The following is a 20,452-nucleotide window of genomic DNA, read 5'->3' on the forward strand; positions in this document are numbered from 1 at the left end:
ACTTTATGAAAGAAACTACTCCCGCAGCCATGCCTCCCTGTTTCGATAGATGGTGTCAAAAGTTTGATGATTTACTGAGAACTAAAGCGCAAAAAAGGGAATTCAGACATTATTTAGGAGGATTATTAGGGGAAAGTGAGCGAAAAAATGTATCTCAAATGGCTAAAGACGCAGTAGAGGTCACATACCACAAATTACACCATTTCTTAACTGAAGCAACTTGGTCAGCGAACAAGATAAATGAACGTCGCTTAGAAGTGATGAACAAGTGTAATCAAACGAGAATCAGTAAGGGATTTAGTCTAATTGTTGATGACTCTGGGCATAGAAAAAGTGGTAACTTTACCGCAGCAGTAGGTCGTCAATATATTGGGGAAATTGGGAAAACAGATAATGGCAATGTTGTAGTAACAACTCATCTATATGATGGCCAAAAAAGCTTACCTTTAGACATAGAACTATATCAACATGGTAATTCGTTGCCCGAAGGAAAGAAAGACAGAGAATTCAAGAAAAAACCCACCTTAGCCTTAGAATTAATCGATAAAAGTTTGAAGAGGGGATATCGACCAGGACTAGTATTAATAGATTCGTCCTATGGTAACAACACAACTGTTTTACTCGAACTGGAAAAAAAGAAATTAAAGTATATAGGAGGAATCGCTAAAAATCGTAATATTTTGGTTAAAACTCCATCAAATCAATTAGAAAAAATCAGAGTAGATGAATATGCTCAATGGTTATCTGATGAGGAATTTAAGGAGATTCAAATCCAGGGTGAAAAACCTAGAACCGTCTGGGTAGCAATAATAGAAGCAGAAATATCAAGGCTAGAAGGAATCAGAAAAATAGCTATCGTCATGAGTGCACCAATCTTTGAAGATGCTGAAGATATTGACTACTTACTCACAAATGTTGAGGGAGAAATAGTAACCGAGCAATGGATAGTTCAAACTTATGCTCAGAGAAACTGGATAGAAGTTTTCTATCGAGAAGCCAAGGGATGGTTAGGATTAAAAGAGTATCAAGTTAGAGATAAGAAGAGTTTGGAAAGACATTTTATTCTAGTTTTTTGTGCCTATACTTTTATCCTTTGGCATAAGCTTACTGGAGGTTTAAGAAGACGTTGGGCGAACAAACCTTTGGAGACATTTCCTGAAGCATTAGAAGCTTTTCGTACAGGTATATCTTATCGTTTTGTCCAATGGTTGAACCAAAATCGCGACGTATTCGTAGCTTATAAAGCTAGTTTGGGCTTTGTTTGGGCTTGATTTTTGTTTAAGTACCGTTAGTTGAGTTGGGAACTACTAATACTTCCAGCTTTGCTTACGACTTACAAGATGTGATGATGATTGTTAACAACAATCCCGTAGTTTATGCTGATTGATATTGCGCTTTTAGATAGGCGATCGCGCCATCGCGGTCTTTAATTTTGCCATCTAATTTAGCCGACAACAAATCGTCAAGAATTTGTTTGTAAATAGGTCCTGGTGGATAACCCAATGCTTTGAGAGCGTTGCCATTTAAAGGCGGTTGTACTTGAGATAATTGAGTCAGATATTGCCAAATTATCCGACGTATTGGTATGGGACTTCTAACGGCAAATAAAATTAGACCGATATATTTAAAAGGACGCAGTAATTGATAGATTTGACTTGGGCAATCGCACAATTTTAACTGGCGAACTGTTTCTGTTTCTAATACCTGCAATTGTTTGAGACGTTGCAGACTATCTTTAGGTAGTTGTAGGTTGGTGGCGACAATCTCTCTTTCCGAAGCAGGTAAATGAGCGATTAAAATCTCCAATCTAATTAGCCAGTGTTGCCAGTTGTTGTCGCGATCGAGATAGTTTAACCAACGCGAACCAGTTCGTATTTGCCGCCATAATTCTGTAGTTAATTCTAAATCTGGATGCAGACAGCGCAATGCCTTTAAATCCGAGAGTAATTTTAAAGCCGGTTGCCAATAATTAGCCTGAAGAATGTATTTTAATTCCGCTCTCAATCTAGTAGTCAGTGCCGGAGCGATCGCGTCGCTCAGACGCAACCGTTCGTATACGCCACTGTCAATCGCATAGCGAATGTAGGCTTCAGTTTGAGTTTCAATTCTAAATTTCAGGCGCACCGCAAACCGCACTGCTCGATAGATGCGTGTGGGATCTTCAATAAAGCTGTTGGGATGGAGAGCCCTAATTAAACCAGATTGCAAATCTAACAAACCGCCAAAAAAGTCTAATAAATCCCCTTTACGAGAAAATTCGCCTTTTCTGGGAGGTGTTAATCTAACTGCCAAAGCATTGATAGTAAAGTCACGGCGATATAAATCTTGACGAATCGAGCTGGCTTCTACTTCGGGGTTGGCTGCAGGATAAGGGTAAAACTCAGTTCTTGCCGTAGCAATATCGATCCAGAGATTACCCAAAATTGGGTCTTGGTGCCACAGTAAAGCTGCGGTTTGAAACTCTCCATGAACCGATAGACGAGCCTGGGGATAAGTTTCTTGAATAGTTTCAGCTAATTCTACTCCAGCACGGTCGTCCGCCGCTCGATGAAAACCATCTACTACCAAGTCAATATCCTGTAAGAGTAAGGGTTCGTCATCTTTTGCCAGCAATACATCTCTTACGCCACCGCCAACTAAATAAAGATTCCACCCCCTGGCGATCGCTTGTTGAGCTACTTGAGACAATAATTGCCAAATAGGAGGCTCTAACCTTTGTTGTAGAGTAGGTAAGAGGTGAGAAGTGTATTTAATTTTGGCTGGTGTATCTGGTTCTACGGCTTCTCGATCTTGATGTAGCTGACGCAAAACATCGGTGCGAGTAACGACTCCAATTAACTGTTGGTTTTCCAGTACGGGTAATCTACCGACATCGTAAGTTACCATCAATGACTCGATCTCTGGTAGCGGGGTATCGGGAGTGATAGTTTTCAAGTTACGGCTCATGTATCCCTTTACAGGAGCATGACTAAAACCGTGATGCAAAGCCAGATCCAAATCGCGCCGAGAAATTACTCCTACTAAGTTGTCGCGATCGTCCACTACCGAAAGTCCCGAATGACCGTAGCGGAATAAAATTCTTTGAGCCTGTTCGATAGTAGTAGTAGGACGTATAGTACGAACGGGAGAAGACATTAAGTCTCTGGCAGTAGGGGGATGGGGAATCTGCTCTAATAACTGACTGATTATTTGTTGCCAAATGTCGGTAGGTTTTTTGCTGTTAACCGTCATTGCAGCCGCCTGAGCGTGTCCGCCGCCACCAAAAGGAGCAAACAAGTCATTGAGATTTATTTCTTGCAGGCGCGATCGCCCGATAACCGTTAATTTCCCTTCTGTCTGATTTTCCGACTGCTCGCCATTTCCAGCAGGCTTCGGAGTCCGCGTCTTTTTATACTGATGTCCCAAAAGCAAAACATCGCTTTCGGTTAGATCGATCAACCTCGCTGCCAAACTAGATAAGCCTGGAACAAAATCATCAGTTTGCAAGAGAACTGAAGCGACAGCATAACCTCTAATCCGATCTACTTCCAAATCGGCTAGAGCTTGTTGCAGTAGTTCCTGTAGTTGATTAGATAATCCAGGTTCGACATATTCTGAGATAATCTCCACATTAGCCTCGTGTTCCATCAGCCAAGCCAAAGCTTTAGCATCTCTGGCAGTAGTACCGCTAAAAGTCAGCGAACCCGTATCGACGTGAATACCCAAAGCCATTGCCGTCGCTTCAAAGGACGTTGGCGCGATCGCTTGTTGCTGCAATAGTTCCACCATAAATGTGGTTATCGCCCCTAGGGATTCGATAAAAGTTTTGGTAGCGGGAATGTCCGAGTCTAAATCTCGATGGTGATCGTAGATTTCAATCGCATTTACATTGGGCAAATCCAACCACTCAACAGCTTTTCCCAGACGATCGCGTTTTTGAGTATCGACAACACTAATTGAAGTAAGGCTTTGGGGAGTAACACTACGCAACTCAATTAAGGCAAATTCATCCCGATATAAAGCTAAAAAATTCTTGACCGCAGGATGTGCGCCTCCAGTTAGAACGATCTTAGCTCCTGGTTTGAGACGGGACAAAGCGATCGCCGAACCCAAAGCGTCGAAATCTGCTGTTTGATGGCATAAAATTACATCCATTGACTACGGGCGAACGACCGTTCGCCCCTACGAGTTAACCGTTCCGGTTAGAGGAGAACTAGCACTAGCATACTGTTTGATGGGAATTCTACCTGCTAAATATGCCAGTCTTCCCGCAACCGTTGCCATCCGCATCGCCCGTGCCATAGCCGGAGGGTTTTTCGCTCTGGCGATCGCGCTATTGACCAACAAAGCATCTGCTCCCAGTTCCATTGAATAGGCGGCTTCGCTAGGAGAGCCAATCCCAGCATCTACTACTACAGGAATATTAGCTTCTTCGATAATGATGGCAATGTTAGCGGCGTTTTTAATTCCCTGTCCCGAACCGATAGGAGAACCTAAAGGCATCACTGTCGCACACCCTACTTCTTCTAAACGTTTTGCCAGTAAGGGATCGGCATTGATATAGGGCAAGACGGCAAAACCTTCTTTAACTAATTGTTCGGCCGCTTCTAAAGTTCCTATCGGATCGGGTAATAAATATTTGGCATCGGGAATGACTTCGAGCTTGACAAAATTATTGTCTTCTTGTCCGAGTAACTTTGCCATTTCTCTACCCAACCTGGCGACTCTTATCGCTTCATCTGCAGTTTTACAGCCTGCGGTGTTAGGCAGCATCCAAATTTTACTCCAGTCGATCGCCTCTGCCAATCCTTCATGTCCTGGGGCTTTGGTTTGCACTCGACGAACGGCAACGGTAACAATTTGACAGTCACTAGCGACGATACTTTGCTGCATCGCTTGAATGCTGGGATATTTGCCCGTACCGGTCATTAATCGAGATTTAAAGGTGCGTCCGGCAATAGTTAAATTATCGCTTTTTTCTGAGGGTGATAGAGAATAAGAGTTGCTTTCTTTAATTTGAAGTGAAGATTGATAACCATTTTGTGGAGAAGTATTTAAAGTCATTTCTGTATTCTGAGATCGCTCGAAAAAACGCTGCCAACTAAAGTTTGCTAAAAGCGGATCGGATTTCTGTTCTAAAATTAAGTCTGCTATTATCTTCGCTGTAATCGGTGCCAACAAAATACCGTTGCGATAGTGTCCCGTTGCTAAAAATAAATTATCGCAGCTACCTCGACCGAGAATTGGTAATTCATCGGGAGTAGCAGGACGAAAACCCCACCACAACTCTTCAATTTGCCAATCGGCGATCGCTGGATATAGTCTCGTGGCTTTTGCGATTAAACTCTGTATGCCTTGGGGCGTATTTCCCGATTTCCAGGAAACGTCTTCAACGGTGGCACCGATAATTAAACGTCCAGGTTGTGAGGGCGCGTCGTCTGGGGAAACCTCAGACGCTCGTGTCGCCCGTCTGGGAACGAGATAGATATCTTCGCCAAACAAAACTCTCTGAGACAGAAATTGAATCTTCGGAGGCATTTTGACAGAGAGCATTTGTCCTTTAACGGGACGTACTGGCAAAGGCAACAACTGACTTATCCAAGAGCCAGCAGCAATTATATAGCGATCGCCTTCTATACTGCCAATATCGGTTATTAAACTAGCTACTCGTCCCTGTCTTTGCTGGATAGCTTTAACCGTAACTTCTCGTTTAATTTCGATGCCCAAAGTTTGAGCCCCTTGCAAGAGCGATCGCATTACCGCGCGGTTGTCTACCTGTCCGTCTTCGGGATACCACCAACCCCCAACCACATCTGCACTCAATCCCGACTGATAATGTTGTATTGCGGTTCGATCCAGCCACAGACTAAGGTTATTGGAGTTAATTGGCGGTGTTGGTTTAGCGTAAACAGGTGCGAGAATACCCCGGGGTAAGTAACCCGTATCTATACCCGTTAGTTCTTCTAGCTTGCCAATCCATTCGGGATATAGATCTCGCGATCGCAGACACAATTCTCGCATCGGTTCCGACTCGATCCTCTCCGCCATCGGTGCTAGCATTCCTGCCGCCGCGTGAGAAGCTGAGGACACGGGTGGCGAGGTTGCCTCGCTACCGTGAGATGTCCGTGCCGCACTAAAATCGCGGCTAATTACCATCACCTCTGCACCGCGACGTTTTAACTCGATCGCGATCGCCAATCCAATTATACCGCCACCAACAACTACTATCTCCGCTGCTTTCATTTCCCTTAAGGTTGTCTCTATTTAAACTTTATCTCGAAAATCAATAAGCATGAAGATAGGCGTTGAGTGCAATTTGTGAGTCATCATACTGTATTATTTTGTAGCTATTCCCATTAACGAGTTTCAGCTCAAACTTGAATTGAGAATAGCAAACTTTTCACTATTTTCTAAAGAAAAATTTTAAGTTTACTTCAAGTAAATTTTTATCCTGCTTTACGTCCAAATACATAAAAGGTAGTTGTATCGTTCCAAACTCCTCGTTCGGTATTTAATATCTCTAATTCGGCATCAAATTCATTTTTAGCCCGTAGCAATTGGTCTGTCGAAAGTTTCATTAAGGGATTGGGATACTGTCCTGGCATCGGAGATGAGCTAACACTCAGCCACATTCCTTTGGCTTTCTCTAGACTAATATAGCTACCATCTGGCTCGGTTTGAATCTCAATTTCCTCAAAACCTGCTTGTTGTAATAAGTTATAGCATTTTTCTACCGTTCCAGTTGGCTTGTTAAGCAAAAGGGAGACACCATAATTTTCTAGTAACTTTTGTGCCGCTACTCCTACTACAAAAGCGGTTTCGGCGAAGGCATGGAAGCCGAGCAATCCTCCTGGTTTGAGCAAATGATGCCAAAGTCGCAATGCGCCGATTAAGTCAGACATCCAAATTAATGCCGACGAACAAAAAATGCAGTCAAAACTTTTGGCAGGTAGGCTCAAGGCTTCAGCATCTGCTAGGAAAAACTCAATGTTACTCAAGCCAAGTGTCTGAGCATTTTTTTTAGCCACATCTAGCATCCCTACTGATATGTCAATTCCCTTAACTTGTCCCGAATAGCCTACAATTTGAGCTGCTTCAATAGCAAGCATACCGGTTCCAGTGGCAATATATAAAATGCTCTGTCCAGTTCTAAGCTGTGCATATTCAACGAGACGGTGAGCGATTTGCGAATGCCATTCACCGCGATCGTAATTGGGGCTGCGATCGCTATACAGATTGGCTATCTGCTGCTTGTATTTATTCAATTCTATTTGTCGAGCCACTTTCGTATTATCGCTTTACTAATAATCTTCTTTGAAATTTAATGATGACAAATAATGAGAGCAGAGATTTTCCCCATTATTTTGTTGAAAAGAATTGGTACGGAAGTCAGAAGCAGCGAGATATTGCCTTGCTCGTACACAAGTGAGACTCACGACTTTTTATGAAACTATAACACTGCTTCTTGCAGGTAAAGTTATTTCTAACTCGTTAGTTTCTTTAGTAGAGTGCCAGGTTACGCGACCTTTACCATAAATAACCGAATCTGGTTGAGAAGATAGTTTAGTTACGGGAAAGCGAACGTTAGCCGAATTATCATCAACATTAACTGCTACTAAAACTATTTCTCGCTCTAAAATTCGAGCGAACGCATAAACTGCTCCTTCGGCATACAAAACTCGATAGGTTCCGGTACGCAAACAAGAATATTGATGGCGTAAAGCAATTAACTCTTTGTGATACTCCAAGGTTTCTATGTCCCACAGTTTCGGTTCGGGAAAAACCCTACGTGAATCGGGATCTTTACCTCCAGGCAATCCTACTTCATCTCCATAAAAAATACTGGGAGCACCAGGAAAAGTGAACAGTAGTACTGTAGCCAAATGTGCGCTGGTTTTATCCTTTCCGACGGCAGTTAACAGTCTTGAGGTATCGTGACTATCTAACAAATTTAGCTGAGTTAGCTGTATTTCCCAATTGTGTCTGCTTAAAAGATTTTCGATTTTACTGGCGTATTCTGCCGCTGAAATAGCGGGATAGGGAGTCAGATTTTCCTGGGCGTATTCACGAACGTAGCGATCGCCTGCGCTAAAAGCAATTGTCGGTTCGGTAAATCTGTAGTTCATTACTCCGTCGAACTGCTTGCCATCCAGCCAAGGAGTGGCATCTTCCCAGATTTCGCCAACGATATAAGCTTCGGGATTAATTGCTTTAACTCGGGTGCGAAATTCTTCCCAAAAGCCAGGAGTCGTTACTTCATTGGGAACGTCCAATCGCCAGCCATCAATACCCTGATATAACCAATATTCAGCTACCTGCATGATATATTCTTTGACTTGTGGATTGTCGTGATTGAATTCTGGTAGAGCCCGATTGTCCACCCAACTATCATAATTAGCAGGCTTACTGCCATCGTATGCCGATACCGGCCACTTGTGAATTTTAAACCAGTCTAACCAGGGAGAATAGGGACCATTTTCCAGAATATCGTTAAAAAAGAAAAAGCCCCGACTGGCATGATTGAAAACTCCGTCGAGAACGACTTTAAGATTTTTACGGTGAGCGGCTTCTATCAGTTGCTCAAAAGCCACATTGCCACCCAATAAAGGATCGACTTGATAGTAATCGTGAGTGTGATAGCGGTGATTGGAAGCAGATTGAAAAATTGGCGTGAAGTAAATGGCATTAATACCCAAGTCTTTAAGATAATCTAATTTGTCGATAACTCCCCATAAATTACCACCCTTGTAACCCTGTAAAGTTGGAGTAGCATCCCAGCCTTCTAAGGTAGAAGCAATCCACTGACCTTTGAGAGTTGATTTACTTCTGGCAAAGCGATCGGGAAAAATTTGATAGAAAACCGCATTTTTGACCCAATCAGGTGTTTTGATACTCATGGTTATTATTTATTTGTTTGTCAATTATCAGTTGTCGATCGCATTTTTACTATTAACCTTAACAGAGAAGCGATTTTCCGCAATCGACTCTAAACAGATGAATCTTATCCAGTCGAATAGATAACCAGAGTCGATCGCCAATTGTTACTATTCGATCGGGCGGTAGACAGACGCTAATCGTCGATTCGGGATCGTCTTTTAGATGAGCGGCAACGTAGGTTTCACTTCCCAAAGCTTCAACCAAATCGACGGTAACTAGGATATTGGATTGGTGAGCTTCTCCTAGCTGTAAATGTTGGGGACGAATCCCTAAAGTAAAAAACCGCTCTCGGCTGGCTTGCAGGGGATTAGCCCAAAATTCTGGCAGAGTGAGACGAAATTGAGGGTGAACTAGGGTTAAAGGTGCAACCAATTCGACAGCTAAAAAATTCATCGGTGGCGAACCGATAAACTCGGCGACAAAACGAGTAGCTGGTTGTTGATAAATTTTTAGTGGTGGAGCAATTTGCTGAATGCGACCGTCATTCATTACTGCAATGCGATCGCCCATAGTCATCGCTTCGGTTTGGTCGTGGGTGACGTAGATAGTAGTGGTACCTAATTGCTTTTGCAGTTTGACAATTTGAGCGCGAGTTTCGGTTCGCAGTTTGGCATCGAGATTGGATAGGGGTTCGTCCATTAAAAATACTTGGGGATTGCGAGCGATCGCTCTACCTAAGGCTACTCGCTGTTTTTGTCCTCCCGATAGTTCTTTGGGCAATCTATTGAGTAAGGTTTCGATTTGTAATAAACTAGCGACTCGTCTTACTCTTTCTCGAACTGTCTTTTCTTTAGGCGAGATATAGCGTAGCTTTTTGGGCAACCAACGAGTCATTCCTACTAAAAGATCGTCTAACCGAGGAGAATTCGATAACTTTTTGCTGTGGGTTTTCCATCCATCGCCACGGCGCAGTCCAAAGGCAATGTTGTCATAAATATTTAAATGGGGATATAAAGCGTAATTTTGAAACACCATTGCCACGTCTCTGGCTTTGGGAGGGAGATTATTTACTAAGCGATCGCCGATCCAGATCTTGCCAGAAGTTATAGTTTCCAGTCCAGACAGCATCCGTAACAAGGTACTTTTACCACAGCCAGAAGGTCCGACTAAAACCATAAATTCTCCGTCTTCTACCTTTAAATCGATCTGGTGTAAGATATTGACGCGATCGCTTTTTATCGATCTGGTTTTAGTAGATCCAGGAATAGTGTTAGTAGCCGCGATCGCGGGACGAATTTTTTGCTCTCTACCGTCTAATTCCGCGAGCGCTCCATCCCGTTCGCGACGGGGATAACTTTTATCAACCTTTTCAAAAACAACTTTTGCCACTGTGACAACTTAAATATGCTCTATTTTGCCTGCCATACTATCATTTAGTTCGATTTAGGACAGTTTTTTTTCTAGATTTTCTTAATCTGTAAGTCTCTAATGTTTTTCGTCACCTAAAACAATAGTTATAACTGACATACTTGAGGTTATTTTCTGCAGTTGTAAAATTTGAATATTAATTTTATTATTGGCTGCGTCAAATTTTTAGCATGGCAAAATTTTATTCTCAACTCACTTCAAACTTGGAAACTTTTATTCAAAATCAAAAAATCTTTTTTACTGCCACTGCACCCAGCTCGGGCAGAATAAATTTATCTCCAAAAGGTATCGATACTTTTTGTTGTATCGATGCTAATACTGTTGCTTATTTGGATTTAACAGGTAGTGGCAACGAAACTGGGGCGCATTTATATGAAAATGGCAGAATGACGATAATGTTTTGTAGTTTTGACGAAAATCCTTTAATTTTGAGATTATATGGCAGAGGAGAAGTAATTAGCCATAATAGCGAGCGTTGGCATAAATTGCATATTCTGTTCGCATCGATTCCGGGAGAAAGACAAATAATTTTGCTTAATATCGAATCGGTGCAAACCTCATGTGGTTTCGGCGTACCACTATACGATTATCGAGAAGATAGAAAAACTTTAATCGATTGGGCAGCCAAGAAAGGTGAATCGGGAATCAAACAATATCAACAAGAGAAAAACTTGCAAAGTATCGACGGATTGCCAACCCATCTCAATACAAATTAGAAAAACTGCGTAACCAATAGCCAATAGTCAGGATGAAGAAGGGGTAGAGAAAGCCATAGTCCCTACTCTTTAGTAGCTTCCAATTTCTGGTTTAGCAGTACGACGATCGCCTTAATGTCATCAATCGTAGAAATTGTAAAGAAATCCACCGAGATTTTTCTAAAATTAAGGAGATTTTGCGAAACTATAGTTTAACTTTTGATTAACCTCTAAAGTCATAAATACTAGAAAACACACCAGAAAATCCTAAATTTGTAATTGATGAAATTAGCTGCCAGAGTCAACCAAGTACCTCCATCGATGACACTAGCAATTTCTGCCAAAGCCAAGGCGATGCAGGCAGAAGGTATTGATGTATGTAGTTTTAGTGCGGGGGAACCAGATTTTCCCACTCCCGCCCACGTCGTAGAAGCAGCTAAAACAGCTTTAGATAATGGCAAAACTCGTTATGGTCCTGCGGCAGGAGAACCAGAATTACGAGAGGCGATCGCCCGTAAGTTAGATCGAGATAACAATTTAGATTATCGACCAGAAAACATTATCGTTACCAACGGCGGTAAATACTCGCTGTTCAACCTAATGCAGACATTAATCGAAGCAGGAGATGAAGTTATAATTCCTTCCCCGTATTGGTTGAGTTATCCAGAAATGGTTAAGTTGGCTGGCGGTACGCCGGTAATTGTGGATACGCAAGCCGAAAATGGCTATAAAATTACTCCAGAACAGCTGGAAAAAGCGATCGCTCCCCAAAGCAAGCTGTTCGTGCTTAACTCTCCCTCTAATCCCACGGGTGCTGTTTATAGTCCCGAAGAAATCCGCGCTCTCGCCGCTGTAATTTTAGCTGACGACCGCCTGTTAGTAGTTTCTGACGAAATCTATGAAAAAATTCTCTATGATGATGCCCAACATCTCAGCATTGGTGCGGTAAATTCGGAGATGTTAGCGCGGACTATTACCAGTAATGGTTTTGCCAAAAGCCATTCAATGACAGGTTGGCGCGTGGGTTATGCCGCTGCTCCTTTAGAAATAATCGAGGGTATGACCAAAATCCAAGGTCACAGTACCTCTAATGTCTGTACTTTCGCCCAATATGGCGCGATCGCCGCTTTAGAATCTCCTCAAGATTGCGTGGCAGAAATGGTCGAGGCTTTTGCCAAAAGACGTGCTTACATTTACGAAGCAGTTGAGGCTATTCCCCAACTTAGCTGCTTTAAACCAGATGGAGCTTTTTATTTATATGTCGATATTTCCCAAACGGGAATGGGTTCTTTAGAGTTTTGTGAGAGTTTATTAGAATCAAAATACGTTGCTGCTATTCCTGGAATTGCTTTCGGTACTGATAACTGTATCCGGTTTTCCTATGCCACCGATCTGCCGACGATTGAAAAAGGAGTTAAGCGTTTGGCTGAGTTTGTAGATTCTCTCAAATAAACCCGTTAAATTCATTTGGCGATCGCTGTTAGAATTAAGTTAATCTCAGTTCGGGTTAAGCAGATGGCGGATTAAGGTAAAAGCCAATCTAGGTAAATGCAGAGTTTTGTCGGTTGGTGATAATAAGCAACTAATCTGCAAAGAACATTAACACAGAAATTAATAGGCAAGCGATAAAGAAAATTTTTGCGTCAGGAGAAATATTTTTCAGTTGCTCAGATCGTTTCGAAAACCAAACAAAAATCATCTAGATGATAAAATATTAAATTCAAACTAAACATAAGGACAGAACGGCTGAAGAAGGTAGTTATTTTCAGCTTACTATCTTTTAAATCTAACCTCAGTTAGGATTGAGGCAATTCAAGGGCTAGAGAAGTTTATCGCTTTATAATACTTCTAAGGGCGAGAAGTTCGCGAATAAGTCTCACCAATAGTAGGCTAATTATCACCTCCGTACACTAATTCTCTTTCATGGGTTAAATGAGTTGAGATAGCTCAAACCCTTATCTTTCCTTATCCGTAACAGAGTGTCTAGAGTATTTAAAAAGGTGACATGATTTTTTGTCACCTCTCGTTGACTTGTAAATTAAAGCAATCGAACTGTAGATTGGGACATAAATAAATTTAATGTAAGGGTAATTTAGAAAATCCCCTTACACGGTTAGTTTATGTATCTCACCCTTTGCTTCGACTGCTATATTTTAAAATGCCAGTTACTGAACATAACGAAAAGTTTATTACTCTTCTGTTTCCACTTCAGTTTCTTCTTCAAGGGGTTCTTCAATTGTGGTATCTTCTTCTTCAAGTTCGGGTTCGGCAGTTTCACAACCAACAATTGAAGTTGTCAATCCTAACAATAACGATAAACCCAAAACTTGAGCGACGATTTTTTTATAATCCATTCTATTTACTCCATTTCTCTTGTAGGTATAAAGGCGATCGCGACTCTGAGCAAGCCAGACTTTTTAAGTTGTGTCGTGATGAGAAAATTCTCAACAAACAGTTGCTTATCAAAGCAATTAGTCCAACTTGAAGGCTGCCGGCAAGTTCGGCGGTCTCAAGATAACGCGAGATTGAGATCTAGTAAATCTCTCACTAGCTAGATTAAGAGATAATTGATATTTTTTGGTAAATATAATAGACAGTTTTTTAATCTGATGTCTGTACTATTTTTTTGTCATTATTAACAGCGACTAACTGTGATTCTATGATTCGTTTCAACCAGCCTTGAAGAAATTTACGGTTATCTGCTTGCTGTTGGGGTTCTTCGGTATCCAAAGCATGGGGTGCGAGTCCCTGTAATGCGGCAGTAGTCACGCAAAACATTGATTTTTGAAAACTCTGGCAAATTTTAATTAACAAGTCTCCTTCGCCCCTGATTCCCTGACGATAATAATCTCGCAGATAATTGGGTAAAAAATGTTGCATATCATGCATCAATAGTGTCGGCGGAATCCCCGCGCCACCAATAGGTAAGGGATCGGCAAACAACGCTCCATATTCAAAGGCACTGATATCGCTGGGAATTTGATACGCCTGAGCATTATAGGAAATAGTGCCGTGAAAAGGAGTACCACGAAAGAAGATCGCTTCTACGTAGGGAACCGCAGTATCGGCGAGAAAAGTTAAGCCAGCCGCTTCGGGAATCAATTGGTAGGTTTGACCTCTGACCGTTACTTCATACGTAATTGGTTTAGTAGCATTGGCAACTAAGCCATCGAGAATGTGTTGGACAACCTCGGGAATAGATTCGATCGCCCCATCTTCGTAGCGCTCGCTCAAATCCAAAAAGATATCGCTCATTACCCGCCAAAATTGTCCCAGACCGCTATAGTATGACATTTGCCGCATTTGTTCGGGCAAAAAGTCTTGGAATAAAGCATTCATACCCAACATTAAGGGATTGTATTTAAACTTAGCTTTAATTACCTGCTGGACGACTGCTAAAAATTCTGGAGTGTCTAAATAGGCATCCAAACCGCCACCCCCATGCCAAAACATTGATTTCATGCAGTATTCTGCATATTCATAGTTTATGCGGTCGTGCCCCCAATGTTTTAATAGTTTCTCGATGGTAAACTCGCCGTTGAAATATTTAAAAAACGGAAATAGCTTTAAAAATTGCGTATTAGCTATGTAACATAAATTAATTGAGTAGGCATCTAAAACTACGCCATAACTTTTGAGGATACCCACGACTTCCATTAAGTTTTGGGGAGAATCTTCAAGTAAAGCCGCTCCAAGTTCTAGCTTGTGAATATATTCGTCAATTAAAAGCGATCTAGTCGCTCTAACATTAGTACTAGTAACCATAATTTCTAGTTTAATAACTAAAATAACTACTGCGAAAATTTATTTTAAAAGATCGAGCAGTCGAACTACGCTAGAGGAAAAGGCAAAAATTAGAGAATCAATTAGTCTGAGTTTCACTCTGCTCCGCTTTTAGTACTCAATCCTTCTGGTTCCTGTCTGTTGACCTTAACTACCTGTCAATAAAGCTACTGCCTGTAGTTCGCTCCAGCGCACTACCCAACTGGGTTGAATACCAAAAGTAAAAATTAGAGCCAGTAGGACAAAAGCAGGAGCGTGTTCTACCCATTTTACAGGGGGCAGTTGCGCCAAACTCTCTTCTAATCTGCCAAAGAAAACTCGATTGATTACCAGCAAAAAGTAAACTGCCGTCAAACCAGTACCCACTAGACACAGCAGGGTAGGTACGGGAAAAATGGGAAAGCTGGCTCTAAAGACTAAAAACTCAGAAATAAAGCCGACCATACCCGGCAAACCAGAACTTGCCATTACTCCCAAAATCATCAATCCGCCGGTGACGGGCAATCCTTTTTCTGGATTGAGTAAACCTCTCAGTTCATCAACATCGCGTGTGCCAGTTTTTTTATACACCGTTCCTACTAATAGAAATAGCAGTGCTGAAATCAAACCATGACTGACCATCTGAAATATCGCCGCCGACATACTGAGGCGTGTTGTGGCTGAGGCTGCCAATAAAATGTATGCCATGTGGGCGATTGAAGAATAGGCAACTACTTTCTTCATATCTTTTTGAGCGATCGCACAAGAAGCACCATACAAAGCACTGATAGCAGCTAAGATTGCCATCCAGGGAGCGAGATAAGTCCAGCCTTCGAGAAATAGACCGACGGCAAATCTCAATAAGCCGTAGGTGCCCAATTTAAGCAGCACTCCTGCTAACAGTACGGAAATTGGAGTCGATGCTTCGACATGGGCATCTGGCAACCAAGTATGAAAGGGAAAAATGGGGATTTTGATGAAAACACCAATTAATAAAGGTGCCAAAAGCAATAATTGAGTGTTGAGCGCTAGATTTTGCTCCCGCAAGATTTCATAGTCAAAACTATTTGCCCCACTCAACCACACTAGTCCTAAAAATGAGGCTAAGACTAAAATTCCCGAAAGAGCAGTGTAGAGCAGGAATTTCATCGCTGCGTAACCCCTTCTGCTACCACCCCAAATGGCAATCAAAATGTAGAGAGGAACGATTTCTAGTTCGTAAAACAAAAAGAATAACAGTAAATCTCGTGCTAAAAAGGCACCTGCTGCCCCGCCAGTTAATAGTAATAACATCGAATAGTAAAGACGGGGTCGTTCGATCGCCGTGCTGCTAGTGACAATCGCAATTAAAGTAAGCAGACTGTTTAGGAAGATTAGCGGCAAGGAAAGCCCGTCAATTCCTAAGTGATAGTTTAAGCCAATCCACTCGATCCAGGGAATGTTTTCGGCAAACTGAAAACCTTCATACTGAGAGTCAAACTGTAAGGCGATCGCCAGATTGATGACTAAAGTAGTGATGGCAACTACGAGGGCGATTTTGCGAGTCGATTTGCTATCTAGTTTGGTTGGCAATAAGCCGATAATGGCTGCCCCTAGAAAGGGCAAAAGAATCAAGACACTAAGCATAGAACTTAATTATTTTCAGTTTTAGTAAATTAAATTAGAGACGACTATTTTACTGGGCACACTATCATCTAATTACTGAAGACCAATAGTTAGTTACCAATGACCATTGCCCATTTAAAAGCGACCAGAGTAATACGCTGACTCCGATTAAAATCGTCAACATATAAAATTGTGATTGTCCCGAGGTGTTGTATTTGAGAGCATTACTGCTAAATACGGTTGCCAGGCTAACTAAATTGACCAACCCATCGACTACATAGCGATCGACCCAAGAAGCTAACTTAGCCAAACTAGAAACTGCTGCCACTACCGTTAGTTGATAGATTTTCTCAAAATAAAAGTCGTAGGCCAGCAAATCTTGGAAAAACCTCAACACTACTTTGGTCGAGCGTCTCCATGGACGACGCAATCCGATACTAGATCCAATTATGCAGCCGATAACTCCAGAGATAATTAATCCAGGTACGGCAACGGAAACGATCTCTGACGACACTGATTCTAAGGGAGTAGCGGGACTCAACCATAAAGACCACCTAATTGGTGCCAACGGTGCCAGTAAAGTAACTACCATTAAAGCAACCATCGGTACTGCCATCTGCCAGGGAACTTCTGGAGCGCGGCGGGTTTTAACCTGTGGTTCTCCTAAAAAGATGACGCGAAACAAACGAGTGAGACTGATTGCAGAAAGTACATTCACTGTAATGACAATGGCAAACAGCCACCAGCTTACTTCCCAGGAGCCATTAAACCAACGTTGGAAAGTCCAGAACATCCCCATGGGCATGAGAGCTAAAAGACCCGCACTGCCGACAATAAATGAGACTGCCGTAGCAGGCATTCGCGACCACAAACCTCCCATTTCCGTGACGTTTTGATTGCTGGTGGTGACGATAACCGACCCCGCGCTCATAAATAATAGGGCTTTGGCGATCGCGTGAGCAAACAGCAGTAAAAAGGCAATATCTACCTGCTTCAAGCCTACGGCAATGAAAATCAGTCCCAAGTAGGCACTAGTGGAATGACACAGGGCGCGTTTGATATCAATTTGGGCGATCGCCATCAATGACGTACCGATCGCCGTCACCGTACCGATAATAATCAGCGCGTCAGAAGCAATGGGTGAGAGAGCAAAAACTGGCTGGAGCTTAATTAAGACGTAAGCGCCGGCGGAAACTACGATTGAATTACGCATAATCCCCGCTGGATTGGGTCCTTCCATCGCTTCATCCAGCCACAGGTTGAGAGGAAATTGAGCGCATTTACCCGTGGGACCGGCAATTAAGGATAATCCCAGTAAAGTAGCTGTCAGTTCCGGTAGGTTAGCCGTTTCGACCCAGCTTTCTAGTTCGGAAAAGTTGAGTCCTTCGCCGTAGGCTGAAAGTGCTACAATGCCCATCAGCAAAATAATATCCCCGATTCGCTTAGTTAGAAAAGCATCTCTGGCGGCAGTAACTACCAGAGGTTGAGCGTACCAAAAGCCCACCAATAAATAGGTAGATAGAGTCAACATCTCGAGCAAGCCATAACTCAGCAGCAAAGAGTCGCTCAGAGCAATACCCGCCAAAGCTGCTTCAAAAAAACCCATCAAACCAAAAAACCTTGCTAGTGACCAGTCTTTTTCCATATATCCCAAGGCATATACTTGCGCTAGCAAACTAATACCGGTAACGATTTCTAATGCTCCCAAACTAACTGGCGATAGTTCGATAGCTAGGGTTAAATCTAAATCTGCCACCTGTAACCAGTGAAAGACTAGCTGTTGGGTTTGTCTCGTCCAAACCAGGTTAAATACAAGTGAGCTATGAATGAAAGCTAAAAATGTTACCAGAATATTAAAGTAAGCTGCAGGTCGCGGTCCCGTTTTCCGAATAATACCCAGCGACCAGGGCAAGGTTAAAACTGCTCCTAACAGGGTGTATATGGGTAACGTCCATGTAGTTTGTAATAAAAAATCACTCATCAAAATCTTTCAACTATACTAAGAACTTACAAGGTTAATTTTTTTTATATTTATCTGTTGAGAATAGTTGGTTTGCCAATGGTCGGCTCTCGGCTTTCCTAACTAGGATCTGTTGTCTTTACCTAAGGGTTTATCTTATCAGGTCTCTCGTGAATCGATACTACTTCTGCTCTCAAATAGATGCGATGAAAATTATTTGTGGCGATCGCAATTTAATCTAGTCAATGATGGTTCGGTGTAAGAGCGCCTAGCTATGGCTTTTTAATCCCTAGTTGAATTTTTACTTTAAGTAATTATTTTGAAGCTAATTATCTATTTGCTCTATAAATGGTAGTTATTTAAACTTATTTTTGGCTCAAATCCCAGGTTTATGCTCCAGGATCGCCACCGATGAGCTAGAGTGACTTAAGAAGAGCGGAGAAGATTTACTCTTCGATTCTATAATTCTACCTGACTACCTGTCATAATAAATAAATTATAAACAAGATCCTATCCCGGTCACTTCCCGCTCACTCGCCCAGAATCTCTCTGTCAAAATTTCGGCAATTATCAATTAGGCATTAATTCTTATTAACTAACAAATTAAAAATTATAATCATGATTTATATTGTCAAAGGGAACAAGGTTATTTATGCTTAGATTGTGGGAATGTAAATTAGCTACCCCCGTAAATTTTTAGGTCGGTTAATTCCTAAGGAGATCGGGAGAGAAAAAATAATTTATTCATTTCTGTAACGACATAAAAATCCAGTCGATTGCAACTGAAACTAAATCGATCGAGCCTAACAATTAGTCTTAAGTCTATTGATAAAGGGCAGTAGCGTCTTTACAATAACCCATTTACCCATTTTTATATTTATAGTCGGTTTGAAGAGGAAAAAATAAACAATGCCTATTGCAGTAGGAATGATTGAAACCCTGGGTTTTCCCGCAGTAGTTGAAGCGGCAGATGCGATGGTCAAAGCCGCTCGCGTAACCCTAGTAGGTTACGAAAAAATTGGCACCGGACGGGTTACCGTGATCGTACGGGGTGATGTTTCGGAAGTCCAGGCCTCAGTATCGGCTGGGATAGAATCTGCTAACCGAGTTAATGGAGGAGAAGTTCTTTCCACTCATATTATCGCTCGTCCCCATGAAAACCTAGAGTACGTCTTGCCAATTCGCTACACCGAAGAAGTCGAGCAATTTAGAACCTACTAGCCAGAGTAAAGGGGCAAGCGCAAATGCCTCCTGAGCTCTACTAACAGGTCTGTTGGTGTTTGCTCTCGTGCTTAAAAAGGCGACCTTGAGGCGGTCGCCGGCTCTAAATTCGAGTAAAAAGGCACGCGAGCTTCGGTATGACTTATTGATTCAAGAAATAACTAGTAACAGCCAAAAATTTGGCGCTCGAATCCCTAAACAATTCAATTTATAGGAGCAATTTAAAGTATGTCCATTGCAGTAGGAATGATTGAAACCTTAGGTTTCCCTGCAGTAGTTGAAGCGGCAGATGCTATGGTCAAAGCCGCTCGCGTAACCCTAGTAGGTTACGAAAAAATTGGTACCGGACGAGTTACCGTCATCGTACGAGGTGATGTCTCTGAGGTACAGGCTTCGGTATCGGCTGGTATTGATAACGTTAAAAGAGTAAACGGCGGCAAGGTCTTATCCGATCATATTATTGCCCGTCCTCACGAAAACCTCGAGTATGTTTTACCAATTCGCTATACCGAAGCAGTAGAACAATTTCGCGAGAGTGTAAATCCTCGTCCTTTAAGAAGATCGTAGACTAGCCACTTAAAATCGGATGCAAATTGCTAAAGTTCGCGGTACGGTAGTTAGCACGCAAAAAGACCCTAGCATGACAGGAGTCAAACTACTTCTAGTACAGTACATCGATGAAGAGGGGCGACTGTTGCCTCAATACGAAGTTGCTGGCGATATTGTCGGTGCTGGGGTGAGTGAATGGGTGCTAATTAGCCGTGGCAGTGCCGCTCGTACGGAAGGTCGTCGCCAATCTCAACCGCTAGATGCTTTAGTAGTAGGGATTATCGATACGATCAACGTAGATAATAATCGTTCCCTATACAGCAAAAGAGAAATCGAGCGTTTTTCATAGCGCGCTCTCGCCCTTGGCGGTATTCGA

15 protein-coding genes are annotated in these 20,452 nt (G+C 42.2%); 6 read left to right on the forward strand and 9 right to left on the reverse strand.

Annotation, left to right across the window (positions count from 1 at the left end; all coding sequences use genetic code 11):
• Positions 1-5 precede the first annotated feature (5 nt).
• Positions 6-1,271: an IS701 family transposase gene (locus ACLFKQ_RS30465; protein WP_448999339.1), complete on the forward strand. Its 1,266-nt coding sequence runs from the start codon at positions 6-8 to the stop codon at positions 1,269-1,271.
• A gap of 103 nt (positions 1,272-1,374) precedes the next feature.
• Here ACLFKQ_RS30465 and ACLFKQ_RS30470 read toward each other — a convergent pair whose 3' ends face one another.
• The 5 genes from ACLFKQ_RS30470 to ACLFKQ_RS30490 form a co-directional block, all read right to left on the reverse strand.
• Positions 1,375-4,134, reverse strand: coding sequence for a CBS domain-containing protein (locus ACLFKQ_RS30470; RefSeq protein ID WP_449003347.1), 2,760 nt, complete (start codon positions 4,132-4,134; stop codon positions 1,375-1,377).
• A gap of 27 nt (positions 4,135-4,161) precedes the next feature.
• Entirely contained in the window at positions 4,162-6,222 is a 2,061-nt protein-coding gene (gene thiO, locus ACLFKQ_RS30475; RefSeq protein WP_449003348.1) for a glycine oxidase ThiO, read from the reverse strand.
• Between the two features lie 203 nt (positions 6,223-6,425).
• The gene (locus tag ACLFKQ_RS30480) at positions 6,426-7,262 is read right to left on the reverse strand and encodes a class I SAM-dependent methyltransferase (RefSeq protein ID WP_449003349.1); all 837 of its coding nucleotides are present in this window, start codon (positions 7,260-7,262) and stop codon (positions 6,426-6,428) included.
• 159 nt (positions 7,263-7,421) lie between these two features.
• A complete protein-coding gene (locus ACLFKQ_RS30485; RefSeq protein WP_449003350.1) occupies positions 7,422-8,876 on the reverse strand; it encodes a glycoside hydrolase family 13 protein in 1,455 nt (484 codons plus the stop codon).
• A 58-nt stretch (positions 8,877-8,934) separates the two neighbouring features.
• The gene (locus tag ACLFKQ_RS30490) at positions 8,935-10,245 is read right to left on the reverse strand and encodes an ABC transporter ATP-binding protein (RefSeq protein ID WP_449003351.1); all 1,311 of its coding nucleotides are present in this window, start codon (positions 10,243-10,245) and stop codon (positions 8,935-8,937) included.
• Between the two features lie 209 nt (positions 10,246-10,454).
• On the opposite strand from ACLFKQ_RS30490, the gene ACLFKQ_RS30495 reads away from it, so the two are divergent.
• Together ACLFKQ_RS30495 and ACLFKQ_RS30500 are read left to right on the forward strand one after the other, a co-directional pair.
• A complete protein-coding gene (locus ACLFKQ_RS30495; RefSeq protein WP_449003352.1) occupies positions 10,455-11,000 on the forward strand; it encodes a pyridoxamine 5'-phosphate oxidase family protein in 546 nt (181 codons plus the stop codon).
• A 261-nt stretch (positions 11,001-11,261) separates the two neighbouring features.
• Positions 11,262-12,431: a pyridoxal phosphate-dependent aminotransferase gene (locus tag ACLFKQ_RS30500; RefSeq protein WP_449003353.1), complete on the forward strand. Its 1,170-nt coding sequence runs from the start codon at positions 11,262-11,264 to the stop codon at positions 12,429-12,431.
• 737 nt (positions 12,432-13,168) lie between these two features.
• Here the strand turns inward: ACLFKQ_RS30500 and ACLFKQ_RS30505 are convergent.
• From ACLFKQ_RS30505 to ACLFKQ_RS30520, 4 genes are all read right to left on the reverse strand, one after another.
• Positions 13,169-13,333, reverse strand: a complete 165-nt coding sequence (locus ACLFKQ_RS30505) for a hypothetical protein (RefSeq protein WP_449003354.1) — start codon at positions 13,331-13,333, stop codon at positions 13,169-13,171.
• A 247-nt stretch (positions 13,334-13,580) separates the two neighbouring features.
• On the reverse strand, positions 13,581-14,744 hold the full coding sequence (locus ACLFKQ_RS30510; protein WP_449003355.1) for a CO2 hydration protein: 1,164 nt from the start codon (positions 14,742-14,744) through the stop codon (positions 13,581-13,583).
• A gap of 165 nt (positions 14,745-14,909) precedes the next feature.
• Complete coding sequence (locus ACLFKQ_RS30515) at positions 14,910-16,367, reverse strand: NADH-quinone oxidoreductase subunit M (protein WP_449003356.1); 1,458 nt, start codon at positions 16,365-16,367, stop codon at positions 14,910-14,912.
• Between the two features lie 64 nt (positions 16,368-16,431).
• Positions 16,432-18,327 (reverse strand): NAD(P)H-quinone oxidoreductase subunit F, encoded by a 1,896-nt coding sequence (locus ACLFKQ_RS30520; RefSeq protein ID WP_449003357.1) that lies wholly within the window; start codon positions 18,325-18,327, stop codon positions 16,432-16,434.
• An 888-nt stretch (positions 18,328-19,215) separates the two neighbouring features.
• On the opposite strand from ACLFKQ_RS30520, the gene ACLFKQ_RS30525 reads away from it, so the two are divergent.
• The 3 genes from ACLFKQ_RS30525 (at position 19,216) to ACLFKQ_RS30535 (ending at position 20,425) form a co-directional block, all read left to right on the forward strand.
• The gene (locus tag ACLFKQ_RS30525; protein WP_449003358.1) at positions 19,216-19,527 is read left to right on the forward strand and encodes a carbon dioxide-concentrating mechanism protein CcmK; all 312 of its coding nucleotides are present in this window, start codon (positions 19,216-19,218) and stop codon (positions 19,525-19,527) included.
• Positions 19,528-19,755: 228 nt separating this feature from the next.
• The gene (locus ACLFKQ_RS30530) at positions 19,756-20,094 is read left to right on the forward strand and encodes a carbon dioxide-concentrating mechanism protein CcmK (RefSeq protein ID WP_449003359.1); all 339 of its coding nucleotides are present in this window, start codon (positions 19,756-19,758) and stop codon (positions 20,092-20,094) included.
• A 19-nt stretch (positions 20,095-20,113) separates the two neighbouring features.
• Positions 20,114-20,425, forward strand: coding sequence for a EutN/CcmL family microcompartment protein (locus ACLFKQ_RS30535; protein WP_449003360.1), 312 nt, complete (start codon positions 20,114-20,116; stop codon positions 20,423-20,425).
• Positions 20,426-20,452 lie beyond the last annotated feature (27 nt).

The organism is Myxosarcina sp. GI1(2024), from assembly GCF_053543375.1.